This window comes from Nocardia spongicola (assembly GCF_047200775.1).
Classification (GTDB): domain Bacteria; phylum Actinomycetota; class Actinomycetes; order Mycobacteriales; family Mycobacteriaceae; genus Nocardia.
Map to the genome: position 1 here is coordinate 550,793 of NZ_JBJZOO010000002.1, position 13,557 is coordinate 564,349.

Below are 13,557 nucleotides of genomic sequence, written 5' to 3' on the forward strand. Positions count from 1 at the left end.
GTGGGCCGATCGGTCAGGCGGCCGGGACGAGGATGTAGTCCCCGGGGCGGAACCGGCGGGTGCGATAGCGGTAGACAGCTGGGCTTCCTGGCCAGTTGTTGGTGATGCGGCCTGCGGAATCGCGGTACCAGTTGGAGCAGAGACTCCACGGGGAGCGATCGAGCCGCTGCCGCAGCGTGGTGTTGTACCGCTCCTCGATATCGGCCCTGACATCCAGGTAGTGGCCGGGATGGTCGGCGAGCAGCTGAACGGCTTGGCTGATGTAGCGGGTCTGCGACTCGATCATGTAGACGATCGAACCTACGCTGAGATTGGTGTTCGGCCCGTAGAGCAGGAACAGATTCGGGAACTCGGGCACAGTCATGCCGTAGTAGGCGTGCGCACCCTCGGCCCAGACATCTGCCAGCTTGTGGCCGCCGCGGCCGTAGATATTCATCGGCCAGAGGAACTCGGCGCCCTTGAAGCCGGTGCCGTAGATGATCGCGTCGACCTGGTGCACGACGTTATCGGTGGTGCGCACGCCGTCCTGAGTTATCTCGGTGATCGGGGTGGTCTCCACCCGTACGTTCGGCTGTGTCAACGCCGGATAGTAGTCGTTGGAGAGCAGCACACGTTTGCAGAAGACTGGATAGTCCGGAGTGAGCTCGGCCCGTAGCCGCGGGTCCTCGACCTGTTTGGCCAGGTGCAATGAGGCAACGCGTTTGGTGATCCAGCGGATCACCGAGAGATCGACCAGACCGAGCGCGGTGGTCTCGAAGAAAATCCACCAGAGCAACCGCTCGAAACGTAATATGCCCGGCACTCGGGCGTGCAGCTCGAGCTCTGCCGGTGGGTAGGCATTGCTCATTTTCGGAACTACCCAGGCCGGTGTGCGCTGGAACAGCGTGAGGTGAGCGACCTCGGGCTGGAGTGCGGGGACGAATTGGATGGCGCTCGCCCCGGTGCCGACACAGGCGACGCGTTTGCCCGCGAGTTCGACGCTGTGGTCCCATTCGGCCGAATGGAACGACACGCCAGCGAAGGTATCGATCCCGGGGATGGTTGGTATCGCCGGGCGTGACAACTGACCGACCGCCGGGATCAGGACATCCGCGGTCCGGACAGCGCCATCTGCGGTGTGGACCGACCAGCGGCCGGTGGCTTCGTCGAATTCCGCGTCGGTCACATCGGCACCGAAATGGATCGCGTCCCGCACCCCGTACCGTCCGGCGACGTCACACAGATAGTCGTGGATGACCGTTCCCCCGGAATATCGTTGTCGCCAGTCCGACTTGGGGGCGAACGAGTACGAGTAGAGCGAGGACGGCACATCGCATGCGAGGCCGGGATAGGTGTTATCGCGCCATACTCCGCCGAGATCGTCGGATCGCTCCAGAATGGTGACTTCATCGAAACCCTTGTCGCGCAGCTCGACAGCCATTCCGATACCGCCGAATCCGGCGCCGATGATAATGATCGACGGTTTTCGCATAGCTGTCATGTGACACCTTTCACAGGACATCTGGGCTCCTATTTCAGGGTTCCTTACACAGGGTAGCGAGGAGTTGTCCATAATGGCCCCGTGGAACGGGTGCGGGATCCCGGAATACGCGATTGGAATTTCGCACGCGGGGTGGCCAGTGTGGCGCTGATGGTCGGTTATGCGGTCGAGTCCGGTGTGCCCGCTGCGCGGATAATGCATCGGTCCGGACTCACGGAACAGCAATTGCGTGATCCGGATACGCAGGTCGACGCGCATACCGAACTGGCAGTGATCCGCAATATGCTCCGCGAGCTGGCCGACCGTCCCGCGCTCGGTGTCGAGATCGGCCGCCGCTACCGGATCACCACCTTCGGTATCTTCGGTTTCGCCTGCGTCAGCAGCCCGACGCTCGGGGAGGCGATAGATTTCGCGCTGCGCTATCTGGATCTCAGTTTCGCTTTCTGTCTGCCGGTTGTGCAGTGGCGCGATGGCGAATTCGTCGCTGTGGTGTACGACGATTCGGTACCCGCGGATGTGCGCCAATTCCTTGTCGAACGTGATGTGACCGCGATGTATCAGGTGATGAGTGATCTGCTCGGCTCACGCCCGCCACTGACCAGGGCCGAATTCCGCTTCCCCGAACCCGGCTATGCGGACCGGATCGCGGAGGTGACGACGGTGCCGCCCCGATTCGGTATGCCGGACAATCTGTTCGCCTTCGATCAGGTACTGCTCGAGCAGCCATTACCGCAGGCCAATGCCCACACCTGGGCGATGTGCCTGGCGCAATGCCGTGCCATGGTGCACCGCCGCAGGGCCCGCACCGGCATCGCGGCCGAAGTCAGGGAGTTATTGCTGCCTCGTGATGGATCAGCGGGATTCGTCGCGCCGCCGGGCTTCGACTCCGTCGCTCGTGATCTCAATATGAGCACGCGTACCTTGCGCCGCCACCTCGACGCCGCTGGTACCAGTTATCGGGCTCTGTTGGACGAAGTTCGGCATACCTTGGCAGAGGAGATGCTCATCACTACACCGTTATCGGTGAGTGATGTGGCGATCCGGCTCGGCTACGCCGAAGCGTCGACGTTCATCTTCGCGTTCAAGCGGTGGACCGGTAGCACCCCCGCGGCCTACCGTCGCGAACGCACTACGGCGCATCAGCCCCTTTCCCCGCGGCCGCTGCGGCTGCCGATATAGGCCAGCTCGCGAATCCGGCCGATAGCTTTGGGGAAGATTTCCACCTCCGGCGGATGATTGAGCATCGGATCGAAGTAGTCCGTTCGATACTCGGCCGATTCGGCATGCCGCAGGGTGAGTTCGGCGAGTCGTTGGGGCGGGGCGCCGATGCGGCTGGCGGTGAGGGTGAAGCTCACCAGGTCTTCGCCCAGATGGGTAGCCATCGCTTCGAGCGATGCCGAGAGGGGCTGGTCCGGGTCGGGCTCGGCGAAGAACCAGATCGGTGCGGAGCTATCGATCCGATAGGGCAGCAGGCAGCCGTAGCGGGCGCTCGCCCAGCCACGGGCCGGGGTGATCACAAGCCGGCCGAGTGGTCCGCGGCCGGTGGTGGCCAAAGCGAAATCCCACGGATTGTCCTCGCGGTCGAGTACCCGGAATGCCAATCCGAGCACATCCGGTAGGCCACCCGGTGTGCCCGCGCCCTTGGACAATCGTGCGATGACCGCGCGGTCGCCGCTGCCGAAGAGTGGCTCGAATTCGGTCTCCGCGTGCAAACGGCCGGCCAAGTGCAGGCCGTTCGGGTAGAACACCCTGGCATGCCGGATCCGCGCTCCGGCGGCGAACGTGCCCTTCACCACTGCGGTAGATAAGTCGACCATGGCGATTCCTCGGGGTAGACGTCCTGTGTGCCTCCCGATTGCCCCGGCGGATGCCGGGTAAACCGATCTCAGACCGGCGCCACACTGATCCGGCCCCGCAGCGGAACCGAGCGGAAATGGGTGGTCAGCCGCGCGTCATCCGCGAGGACATGCAGGGCGATCATGGGGTCGGGCGCGTAGTCCATCACGTGGTCGGGTGGGTCGAGTTCCCATACGCCGCCGAGCACGGACGCGGTGCTCGGCGCCACCAGGAGCGGGCGGCCCGCGAACGTGGTCGTCGCGGCGGAATGCGCGTGCCCGGCGAGTACCGCGACGATCCGGTCGTCGCCGCTGATCAGGTCGGCGAGCCGTTCGGGGTCGGCGAGCGCGATCTCGTCGATGATCGGACTGTGCAGTGGTGCGGGCGGATGGTGCAGCGCGAGCATAATGGGCTTGCCGGTGGGCGCTGTCGCGAGCACCTCGCGTAACCATTGGTAGGTGTCGTCGGTGAGCTGTCCGCCCGCCGCGCCGGGAACGCTCGAATCCAGTAGGACGAGGAGCAGCTCACCGACGCGATGAACGCGGTTGATCGGTGCACTGCCCGCGGGCTCGCCGAGCAGGGCGGTGCGCAGGCCTGTACGGTCGTCGTGGTTGCCGGGGAGAAAACACACCGGGATCTCGCTGGCCAAGGCCAGCTCGGCCTCGGCGTATTGTTCCGGCTTTCCTGACTCTGTGATATCGCCGGTCACCAGGATGACATCGGGTTTGCGGCGCAGCTCGTCGAGAAAAGTCATAACCCGGCGCGCGCGTTCGGCGTTGCGGGCGCCGAGATCGAAATGGGTGTCGCTGACCTGAGCCACCAGGATCATCGGCATTCGCTTTCGCTAGGAATTCGCAGTAGTGCGGCGGAGCGATCCGTAGCAAAGCCGCGGATCGCTATCAGGCTAGTTGACCTGCGTATCGTTCGCCGCTGTCGCGCTCGTCACCAGGAGCGCGGCTGAGGTTTGTCTCAGTCCGGAGACAATGCGCAGGGTGACCGCAGCCGCCTGGCGCGGCTACCGGATGGTGCGCAGGAGTTCGGTGGCGCGCGCTAGCACCGCCTCGCTATCGGAATTGCCGGATGTACCGGAGTCGTCGACAGGGTGCCAGAATTCGGCGTCTGGCTCGGCCGCCAACGCCAAGGGTGTCGGCGTACGCCATGACGCGGTCAGCCCGAGACGCCAGGAGTGCAGGTAGGTCCGCTGGTACGCGCTGGACCGGTCGAACAGCGGGTCGCCGACGATCGGGTGTCCGGTCCAGGCCAGATGGACGCGAATCTGATGCCGTCGTCCGGTGATCGGGCGTATCACGAGTGCGGTATGCGCTCGGCCGCGCAGCACCGTTACGAAGTGGGTGCGCGACGGGTAGTGCTTGGCGGGAAGCAGATCGGCATCGTCGACGAACCACCGATGCTCCTCGCGCTGGATCTGTTCCCTCGGTGCGGCGATCCGCACCCGGTTCTTACGCCCGACACTGAGCGGAAGGTCGATCACACCGGTGTCGGGCAGCCCGGTGGCCGCAACGATGGCCAGATAGGCCTTTTCGACGGTCTGCTTGTTGAACTGCCTGGTCAGTTCGCCGTGTGCGCCGAGTTCCTTTGCGAACAGGATCAGACCGGAGGTCACTTTGTCGATCCGATGTACGGGGTACAGGGTCTCGCCAGCGGCAGCAGCGAGCTGCACGATATCGGTGTCGTGGCGTTCGCCGGTGACGGAGATTCCGGCAGGCTTGTGCAATGCCAGAATCCTCGGGTCCTCCTCGATGAGGCAACGTGCACGCAGCTGTGCCCAATCCATATCCACCGGATGAGCCTAAGATGGTCGACCCCGCGCTTCGGCACGTGGTCTCGGTAGGGACTATCGCTCGTTCTTGCTGCACCTGCGCAGCAAATGCGGCCGCAGCCGGTTGAAGCCGCGCACCCGGACGCTGCGCAGGTGCTTGATGCTGAACTCCGGGTCGTTCTCCAGGGCTGTGGCAGCCTGGTCATCGATCAGCACGGTGCCGGGCCGCGCGACGCCGGTGAGCCGGGATGCGGTATTCACCACCGAGCCGTACAGATCGCCGAAGCGCTGCAGCACGGGGCCGTAGGCAATGGCGACGCGCAGTTCCGGGGTACCGCCGACCATCATCGTCGACTCCTGGATGGCCAGGGCGATGTGGGCGGCGTCCGCGATGTTTTCCGCGGCGAACATAACCTCGTCACCGACGGTTTTGATCACCCATCCGCCGTTCTCGGCGATGGCCGCGGCTGTGGTCGACTCGAATGCATCCAGCAGCGTTGACAGCTCATCGGGGTGCAGGTGCCTGGTCAGCCGGGTGTAGCCGACCATATCGGCGAATCCGACGGCCAGCTCGCGCACCGAGTCGCCCGCGGTTGTCCCCGGATCCAATGAGCGGGACAGCGCTTCCGCGAGATGTCGCCGCCATGCGTAAGCATTCAACTGCTCCAGCGTGGTAATGGTGCCTTCGGCGGCGGCGCGCACCGTCTCGTTCTGATCCGCTGCCGGGTCTGCCTCGGCGATGCGCTTGGTGATCTCGGTCAGTACCAGGTCGATCTGCCATTCCGCCAGGCGAGCCATCTCCTGTCCCAGCGTGCGCGCGGTCGCGGCCTGCGTACGCTGGTCGGCGGTGGACGGAACGCTCAGCTGCTGGAAGTTGCTGACCGCGGCGATATCGGCCTCGGTGTAGTCGACTGCGGAGTCACTCGCGCTCGACGGGAAACCGAGGGCCGTCCACAATCGCTGGGTGAGCAGTGTCGTCGTACCGGACCGCTCGGCGACCTCGGTGCGGCTGTATCGGCGGGTGCCGTCGAGCAGGATGGACTCGACAACCGATTGCACCAGTTCGGACCGCTCGGTGGGTGTCATGACCGTTACCTTACGGGCCGGATCGAGTGCTCCTGTCGGCAACGGCGGAGTGCGATCAGCCCAGCTGGGCCATCCCCGCGGCGACTACCTGGGCGATGTTCAGCACTTCTTCCGAAGTGGGCAGTGGCATATCGTCCAGTGCGTGCCACCGTTCGGTACTGGCAAGGGCGAACATGGCCGAGACCCATGCGGTGGCGCACGCACGCAGGGTGCCTGGACGGACCGGAACAGGCGTGCTCGCTTGTAATACCGTGGTGGTCATCTCCAGGAGCTGATCGCGCAGGCGGCGCAGTTGGCGTCGGACGTCGGGGTGGGTATCGGCTTCCCGCCACATGATCACTCGCAGCACCGAGGAGTGGTTGGCGCGCAGATTCACGGCGGCGTCGAGATTGACCAGGCTTGTCGCCGGATCGCCCTGCGCGACTACGGTGCCGATATCATCGATCGGCCGCACGGGTATTCGCTCGGACATCAACGCGGAGAGAATCGATTCCTTGGTCGGGAAATAGTAGAAGACAAGCCCTTTGGGTACGGCGGCGGCCGCGGCGATAGCTGCTGTCGCGGTCGCGTCGAAACCTTGTGCCGCGAAAAGTTTTTCCGCGGCATCGAGAATGAGTTGCCGGGCGTCACCGTCGACTTTGGCGTTGCGGCGACGCCCGGCGTGCCGGGGTTTCGGCATATGTGTCAATGACATATGTGTCAGTAGCGTGCGGTGTCAGTGATATCGCAGTGCGTGATATCGCTGTGTGGGATAAGCGATATCAGTGATGTGCGGCAGTTCCGTGCATCCGTCCCGATACCACCGGCAGCGCGGCTACCGCGGTCACCGCTGTTACGACTCCGATCACCCATGCGGTCCACGACGCGCCTCGGTACTCGGTGAAGTCCATGACCCAGGGGGAAAGGAACAGCAGCACGCCGCACAGGCCCATCAGGTAGTCCGCTGTCGCCATAGTGGGGCGGGCCATCTGCGCGAAGCCGGTGAGGGCGATGAGCACGCCGAGTACGATCAGCGCCCAGCGGGCGTTGGTGGTCGTATCCACCCAGATGGGTGACAGTGCGGCGAAGATCCCGAGCACGACAGCCAGGAAATCTTGTGCGCGGCTCTCGGTGAACATAGGTGCCTCCTCGGGCTGGGGATATCTCCTGACTTCGGTATAGACCTGACTGACCGGCCGATCAATATCGGGATGACTACGATTGAGCTGGTAATACTTGGTAAATAAACGTGATATTCATCACATATTGATAAACCAAGCAAAGGTTAGGGTGGCTGCGAGGTGCCGCCGATTGCACCGGATCGACGGTCGTATTCCAGGAAAGGATGGCCGATGACTGCGCCGATCGTGATCGTCGGGGCCGGTCTCGCCGGCTTGCGCACTGCGGAGGAACTGCGCCGGATGGGCTACGGCGGTGAGCTCGTGCTCCTCGGTGACGAGCCGCGGTTGCCCTATGACCGTCCGCCGCTGTCCAAGCAATTCGTGCGCGGTGAAACCGACGACACCACGTTGCGTCCCAGCGAGTTCTATGTTGAGAAGCGCATCGACGTGCGGCTGAGTACCGAAGCCGTCGGCATCGATACCGCGGCGCGGCGCATCCACCTCGCTTCCGGCACCGGGCTGGACTACGACCAGCTGGTCATCGCCACCGGGCTGCGCCCACGGCAGCTGCCAGGTCTGCCCGAGCTACAGGGGGTGCATATATTGCGCAGCCATGCCGACGCCGTCGCGCTGTACGCCGACGCGCGCGGCGCCGCGACGGCGCTCGTGATCGGAGCGGGTTTCATCGGCTGTGAGCTGGCCGCGAGCTTCCGGGCGATCGGAATCGATGTGGTCGTGCTCGAACCCCAGGCGACGCCGCTGGCTTCGGTGCTCGGCGAGGAAGTCGGTGCGCTGGTCGCGCGGCGCCACCGTGCCGAAGGAGTCGAGCTGCGCTGTGGTATCGGCCTGGACACACTCCATGGCGATACCGCTGGGCGAGTGTGCGGCGCACGATGCTCCGATGGCACGGACATCACCGCCGATCTGGTCGTGCTCGGGATCGGCTCGACACCGGTGACCGAATGGTTGAGTGGCTCCGCTATCGCGCTGGCCGACCCGGCATCCGGTGGTGGGGTGTGCGCCGATGCGGTCGGGCGCACAAATGTGGACGGGGTATGGGTGGTCGGCGATGTGGCAGCCTGGCCGGACGAGACCGGAGCGCACCGCCGGATAGAGCACTGGACCAATGCGGGTGAACAGGCCAAACTGCTCGCCTGTGCGCTCTTGGGGGTCGAGCCTCCCACGGCGGCCAGGGTCCCGTATTTCTGGAGCGACCAGTACGACGTCAAGATCCAGGCGCTCGGTATCCCGAAACCCACCGACGATGTGCACATCGTGGCCGACGACGGCCGGAAATTCCTCGCCTACTACTCCAGGGGCGGCACTCTGACCGGTGTGGTGGGTGCGGGGATGACCGGTCAGGTCATGAAGGCGCGTGCCGCACTCGTCGCACCCACCTCGGTGACGGAATTGCTCGCGCCGCGTTGAACGCGGGCCGGGCGGTGTGGCTCCGCGAAGCTGGTCATACGCACCTGGCGTGGCCGTGATGGTGTGCGGGAGGCGTACCGGGCTGTAATACGGTGGTCGGGTGATTGTCGCGCTCATCGATTCGGGGCTTGGGTTACTCCCTACCTCGGCATGGTTGCGTAAGTTGCGGCCGGATGTGGATCTGCTGTTGCAGCTGGACCCGGATGGCGCGCCGTGGGGGCCGAAGCCGGAGGAGTGGTTGGTCGAGCGGGTGGTGAATGCCGCGCGGACCTCGCTGCGATCGGGCGCCGAGGTGATCGTACTGCCGTGCAATACCGCCAGCGTCGCAGCGTTGGAGCATGTCCGTGCGGAAGTAGGTGCCGGTGTTCCGGTGGTCGGCACCGTGCCTGCGATCAAACCCGCGGCGGCGGTATGCCGTTCGGTAGCGGTCTGGGCTACCGCGGCGACCACCGTGAGCCGGTATCAGGCCGATTTGATCACGAGGTTCGGCGGCGATGCCGAAGTGACCGGCGTGGCCTGCCATGGACTGGCGGATGCGATCGACCGTGGCGATCTGGGCGCCGCGCGCGCCGCGATCGACGATGCTGTCGCGCGGACACCGCCGGATGTCACGGGTGTGGTACTCGGGTGCACGCACTACCCGCTGGTGACCGATGCGATCGTGGCCGCGCTCCCGGCCGGGGTGCGCTTGTTCGACAGCGCGCAAGCAGTTGCCGCGCAGACCATCCGGCGGATCGATGCGCTCGGTCGCCCCACTACCGGTAACGGCGCGATCCGGGTGTTGAACAGTGGCAGGCCGGGTGTGCTGCCTGCCGCCGCCATGGTGTTCGAGTCCGGCCGCATGCTGGGTGCGTGAGAACTGGAAACGCGAGAACGAACTCTTGCCGATCTGTTCGGAACTCTAGAAGAGCCTTTCGGAATGGGAAGGGTGGCTGGTGCCGGAGTGGGCGCCGACTCGGTGGCGGCGCAGCGAGCCTTCGCTGAGGAGTGTTGTTCCTGGCACGGGTACGGACGTCAGGCTATCCGCCGGATCAGAACTGGATTTTCAGGTGATCGGTTACCGGATGTGCCTGGCAGCCGAGGATATAGCCGTTCTCGATATCCTCCGGATCGAGAATTTCGGCATTATCCATCTCCACCGCACCTTCCAGCACTGTGCATGCGCAGGAGCCGCATTCGCCTTCCTGGCAGGAGTAGGGCACATCCAATCCTTTGGCCAGCATGATGTCCACTAGTGTCTGGGTGCGCGGCCAGGCCAGCTCATGTACTTCGCCGTCGAGTTCGACCTCGACGGTCGCGGCATCGGCCAGTTCGGCCTCGGGCGTTTCGATCGGTGGTTTGCTGGTGAACGGGTCTCCGGCAAGGGAGTTGAACACCTCGGCATGGGTGCGTGACCGTGGTACGCCCAGTTGGGCGAGCGCGTCGTGCACCCGGTCCATGAAGGGCTTCGGGCCGCACATGAACGCCTCGTAGCCGTGATACGGCGCGACCAGGGTGGCCAGCGCATCGGCGGTCGGCAGGCCCTGGAGTTGTTCCAGCCAGTGGATCACGAGGAGTCGTTGCGGGTGTTTGTCCGCCAGCTCGCGCAGCTCATCGGCGAAGATCACCGATTCGTTGTCGCGGTTGGCGTAGACGAGCACGATGCGACCATTGCCCTGTACCAGCGCTGATTTCAGAATGGACATCACCGGGGTGATGCCGCTGCCCGCGCCGAACAGCAGTAGATCGGTATCCAGATTCTTGGGTGTGAAGACGCCGGCGGGCGGCAGTACCTCGATCTGGTCGCCGGGCTGCACATTGTCGCATACCCAGTTCGACCCGTAGCCGCCTTCGGTCCGCTTGATGGTGACCTTGGGGTGATCGTCGATATGCGGCGAGCTGGCCAGCGAGTAGCAGCGGGCTACCGATCCGGTCTTTTCGCTGGGAATGCGTAGCGTGAGGAACTGCCCAGGCTGATAGTGGAACTTCTCGGCCAGTTCGTCGGGGATGTCGAAGACCAGTGAACGGGTGTCGGCCGTCTCGGCGATGACTGCGGATATTCGCAGCACCACCGAGCGCGAGCCGTGTGGAACCTCGACAGTGGTCATATCGTCCTCTCGAACCTGGTGCGGGCGCCGCGCAGCGGCAAAACTAGAACGTGTTTCAGTTTCATGGTACGTCGGTCGCTGTCCGCCGGACAAGCGCGGCTTCCAGGCCCGCGATCAGCACGTCCATCCCGAAGTCGTAGGAATACCGTCCGCGCAGGTCGCCGATGTATCGGTGGGCTCGTTCGACCACGGGGGGCAGGGTCAGGTCGGCTGGGGCGGAATGGTCTCGCGGATTCACTCGGCTGCGACCGAACAGGTAGGTATGGATCGTCGCGTAGGCGGCGAGTACGTCGCGATCGTCGAAGCCCGCCTCGACAAGTACATCCATTACCGCGGCGATCAGATCCAGTTGTTTGCCGAACATCTGTTCGATCAGAATGTCGCCGAGGCCGGGGTGCTTGCGTAACTTCTCGTCGATCTGGTCGACGAGGACGCGCAGCCGATGTTGCCACGGCCCGGATTCGGGTGGTGGTGTCCTGACTCCGGTCAAGGCCGCACTGGCGACGAGGTCGAGCAACTCCCGCTTGTCGGCGACGTAATAGTACGGCGCCATCGGGGAGACGCCGAGTTCGCGAGATAGTCGTCGCATGGACAGTTTTTCCACACCGTCCTCGCGAACTACCCGCAATGCGGCCTCGACGATCTCGGACTCCGATAGTGTGCCGCCGCCCCCATTCCCCTGCATTCGTCCGACTCCCATGCCACCTCGACCACCGCGGGCGGGTATCGCCCGTCACATTCTGTTCAGCTGCTTTCCATCCGCAGTCTAGAGCGCCATGGCCGGTCCGATCGTCACCCGCTCGCCGTGGCGTCCGGCCGGAGTCGTTGTCCTCGGCGTGCGCGGGTCCGGCCGCGATTTTTCGATGGGTGAAACATGTTCCTTTTTGTCAGCTGATGACGTTATCGTGTGAGCGCGGGCCACAGTGGACGGTGCCGCGCACAGATAGTTCTTCGGAGGTAGACCATGCCGGAATTCGGATCCAACGGACATACCGATACCGATAACGCCGGGCGGGTGGACCCCGTCGCCGTACGGTCGGCCGAGGAGTCACCGTTGGTCGAGGAGAGCCTCATCGAAGAGGTGTCCATCGACGGCATGTGTGGCGTCTACTGACGGGCGGCCTGCGATGCTAGAGCTCGATTCGCGCTGGCAGCTGCATCCGAGAGTCGCGGTGCGGCCGGAGCCGTTCGGTGCGCTGCTCTACCACTTCGGTACGCGCAAGCTTTCGTTTCTGAAGAACCCGCGGATGGTCGAGCTCGTGCGATCATTGCCGGGGCATGTCTCGGTCCGGGCCGCGTTGAACGCGGCGGGGGTGCCGGAGGGCAACGCCGCGCCGTATCTCGCAGCACTGACGCAGTTGGCGGATTCGGAGATGATCATCGGTGCGCCTGCCGACGCGCCGGTGGCCTCCGCTGCGGTGCGGGTGGCCGCGCCGTCGTCGTCCTCGGACCGGGCCACGCAGTCGGACCGCGCCGTACGCCTGGTCGATCGCTTCGAATCCGGTCTCGCCGCGCCGATCTGCCTGACCTGGGAGCTCACCTACGCCTGCAACCTGTCTTGTGTGCACTGCCTGTCTTCCTCCGGGCGCAGGGATCCGCGTGAGCTGAGCACCGAGCAGTGCAAGGCGTTGATCGACGAGTTCGAGCGCATGCAGGTGTTCTATGTGAACATCGGTGGCGGTGAACCCACCGTACGTCCGGATTTCTGGGAACTGGTCGACTACGCGACCGCCCACCGGGTAGGGGTGAAATTCTCCACCAACGGGGTTCGGATCACGCCCGAGGTCGCGACGCGGTTAGCGGCCAGCGACTACGTGGACGTACAGGTATCGCTGGATGGCGCGGACGCGGCGGTCAATGACGCCGTGCGTGGGCCTGGCTCCTACGATATGGCCCTTCGCGCGCTGGAGAATCTGGCCGCGGCCGGGTTCAGGGATGCCAAGCTGTCGGTGGTGGCGACCAGGCACAATATCGGGCAGCTCGATCAGTTCCTTGCCATCGCCGAACGGTATGGCGCCACATTGCGGTTGACCAGGCTGCGTCCATCAGGGCGTGGTGCGGACGTATGGGATGAGCTGCACCCGACACCGGAGCAGCAGCGTGTGCTCTACGACTGGTTGTTGCGCAATGGTGAGGGTGTGCTCACCGGGGACTCGTTCTTCCATCTGTCCGCGTACGGCCAGGCACTGCCCGGCCTGAACATGTGCGGGGCGGGCCGGGTGGTCTGCTTGGTCGACCCGGTCGGTGATGTCTATGCCTGTCCATTCGCTATCCACGACCGGTTTCTCGCCGGGAATGTGGTGGCCGACGGTGGTTTCGGCGCGGTATGGCGTTCCTCGGAGCTGTTCGCCGAGTTACGTGCGCCGAGTGGGGCAGGCGCATGTGCCTCGTGCAGTCATTATGACGCCTGCCGTGGCGGCTGTATGGCGGCGAAATTCTTCACCGGGTTGCCTGCCGATGGTCCGGATCCGGAATGTGTGCAGGGTTATGGAGAGGCGGCACTGGCCGATACCACCCGGATGATCCCGCGCTCATCGGTCGACCACTCGCGCCGGGCGGTACCGCGATCGGGCGGGCGTGGATCCGGACCGGTCCCGTTGACCCTGAGCGCGACGCGCCCGGCCGGATCGGTATCACCGTATCCGCCTGCCCGGGCTTGTGAAGAGAGCCCGGTGATAAGAGATCATTGAGTTTGCCAAAGATTTGCCGAAAGTGTGGAACTGACTGATGTCCGGTCTGCGACCTGGAAATAGCTATCTG

14 protein-coding genes and 1 pseudogene are annotated in these 13,557 nt (G+C 64.5%); 6 read left to right on the forward strand and 9 right to left on the reverse strand.

Annotated features, from left to right (window positions below; genetic code table 11):
• Positions 1 to 13: 13 nt before the first annotated feature.
• Positions 14 to 1,480, reverse strand: coding sequence for a flavin-containing monooxygenase (locus ACL02S_RS07545; RefSeq protein ID WP_412801567.1), 1,467 nt, complete (start codon positions 1,478 to 1,480; stop codon positions 14 to 16).
• An 81-nt stretch (positions 1,481 to 1,561) separates the two neighbouring features.
• Here ACL02S_RS07545 and ACL02S_RS07550 point away from each other — a divergent pair, with 81 nt between their 5' ends.
• A complete protein-coding gene (locus ACL02S_RS07550; RefSeq protein WP_412801568.1) occupies positions 1,562 to 2,659 on the forward strand; it encodes an AraC family transcriptional regulator in 1,098 nt (365 codons plus the stop codon).
• Here the strand turns inward: ACL02S_RS07550 and ACL02S_RS07555 are convergent.
• The 6 genes from ACL02S_RS07555 to ACL02S_RS07580 all read right to left on the reverse strand — a co-directional run bounded on the left by ACL02S_RS07555 (position 2,620) and on the right by ACL02S_RS07580 (position 7,300).
• Positions 2,620 to 3,297 (reverse strand): phosphodiesterase, encoded by a 678-nt coding sequence (locus ACL02S_RS07555; RefSeq protein WP_412801569.1) that lies wholly within the window; start codon positions 3,295 to 3,297, stop codon positions 2,620 to 2,622. The genes ACL02S_RS07550 and ACL02S_RS07555 overlap by 40 nt on opposite strands.
• Positions 3,298 to 3,365: 68 nt before the next feature.
• Complete coding sequence (locus ACL02S_RS07560; protein ID WP_412801570.1) at positions 3,366 to 4,151, reverse strand: metallophosphoesterase; 786 nt, start codon at positions 4,149 to 4,151, stop codon at positions 3,366 to 3,368.
• A gap of 180 nt (positions 4,152 to 4,331) precedes the next feature.
• Positions 4,332 to 5,111 carry an RluA family pseudouridine synthase gene (locus tag ACL02S_RS07565; protein ID WP_412801648.1) on the reverse strand — a complete coding sequence of 260 codons (780 nt, stop codon included), beginning with the start codon at positions 5,109 to 5,111 and terminating at the stop codon, positions 4,332 to 4,334.
• Between the two features lie 60 nt (positions 5,112 to 5,171).
• A complete protein-coding gene (locus ACL02S_RS07570) occupies positions 5,172 to 6,182 on the reverse strand; it encodes an adenylate/guanylate cyclase domain-containing protein (RefSeq protein WP_412801571.1) in 1,011 nt (336 codons plus the stop codon).
• A 55-nt stretch (positions 6,183 to 6,237) separates the two neighbouring features.
• Positions 6,238 to 6,876, reverse strand: a complete 639-nt coding sequence (locus tag ACL02S_RS07575; protein WP_412801572.1) for a TetR/AcrR family transcriptional regulator — start codon at positions 6,874 to 6,876, stop codon at positions 6,238 to 6,240.
• Between the two features lie 67 nt (positions 6,877 to 6,943).
• A complete protein-coding gene (locus tag ACL02S_RS07580; RefSeq protein ID WP_412801573.1) occupies positions 6,944 to 7,300 on the reverse strand; it encodes an SPW repeat domain-containing protein in 357 nt (118 codons plus the stop codon).
• Positions 7,301 to 7,513: 213 nt separating this feature from the next.
• On the opposite strand from ACL02S_RS07580, the gene ACL02S_RS07585 reads away from it, so the two are divergent.
• Positions 7,514 to 8,710, forward strand: a complete 1,197-nt coding sequence (locus tag ACL02S_RS07585) for an NAD(P)/FAD-dependent oxidoreductase (protein ID WP_412801574.1) — start codon at positions 7,514 to 7,516, stop codon at positions 8,708 to 8,710.
• A 100-nt stretch (positions 8,711 to 8,810) separates the two neighbouring features.
• Positions 8,811 to 9,566: a glutamate racemase gene (locus ACL02S_RS07590; RefSeq protein WP_412801575.1), complete on the forward strand. Its 756-nt coding sequence runs from the start codon at positions 8,811 to 8,813 to the stop codon at positions 9,564 to 9,566.
• A gap of 175 nt (positions 9,567 to 9,741) precedes the next feature.
• Here the strand turns inward: ACL02S_RS07590 and ACL02S_RS07595 are convergent, their stop codons facing one another.
• On the reverse strand, positions 9,742 to 10,797 hold the full coding sequence (locus ACL02S_RS07595) for a 2Fe-2S iron-sulfur cluster-binding protein (protein WP_412801576.1): 1,056 nt from the start codon (positions 10,795 to 10,797) through the stop codon (positions 9,742 to 9,744).
• Between the two features lie 61 nt (positions 10,798 to 10,858).
• Positions 10,859 to 11,482 carry a mycofactocin system transcriptional regulator MftR2 gene (mftR2, locus tag ACL02S_RS07600; RefSeq protein ID WP_412801577.1) on the reverse strand — a complete coding sequence of 208 codons (624 nt, stop codon included), beginning with the start codon at positions 11,480 to 11,482 and terminating at the stop codon, positions 10,859 to 10,861.
• Between the two features lie 330 nt (positions 11,483 to 11,812).
• Here mftR2 and mftA point away from each other — a divergent pair, with 330 nt between their 5' ends.
• From mftA to mftC, 3 genes and pseudogenes are all read left to right on the forward strand, one after another.
• Positions 11,813 to 11,911, forward strand: a complete 99-nt coding sequence (gene mftA / locus ACL02S_RS07605; protein ID WP_412801649.1) for a mycofactocin precursor MftA — start codon at positions 11,813 to 11,815, stop codon at positions 11,909 to 11,911.
• Between the two features lie 13 nt (positions 11,912 to 11,924).
• Positions 11,925 to 12,167, forward strand: a pseudogene (mftB, locus tag ACL02S_RS07610) (mycofactocin biosynthesis chaperone MftB); the annotation flags it as partial.
• A 3-nt stretch (positions 12,168 to 12,170) separates the two neighbouring features.
• Positions 12,171 to 13,487 (forward strand): mycofactocin radical SAM maturase, encoded by a 1,317-nt coding sequence (gene mftC, locus ACL02S_RS07615; protein ID WP_412801650.1) that lies wholly within the window; start codon positions 12,171 to 12,173, stop codon positions 13,485 to 13,487.
• Positions 13,488 to 13,557 lie beyond the last annotated feature (70 nt).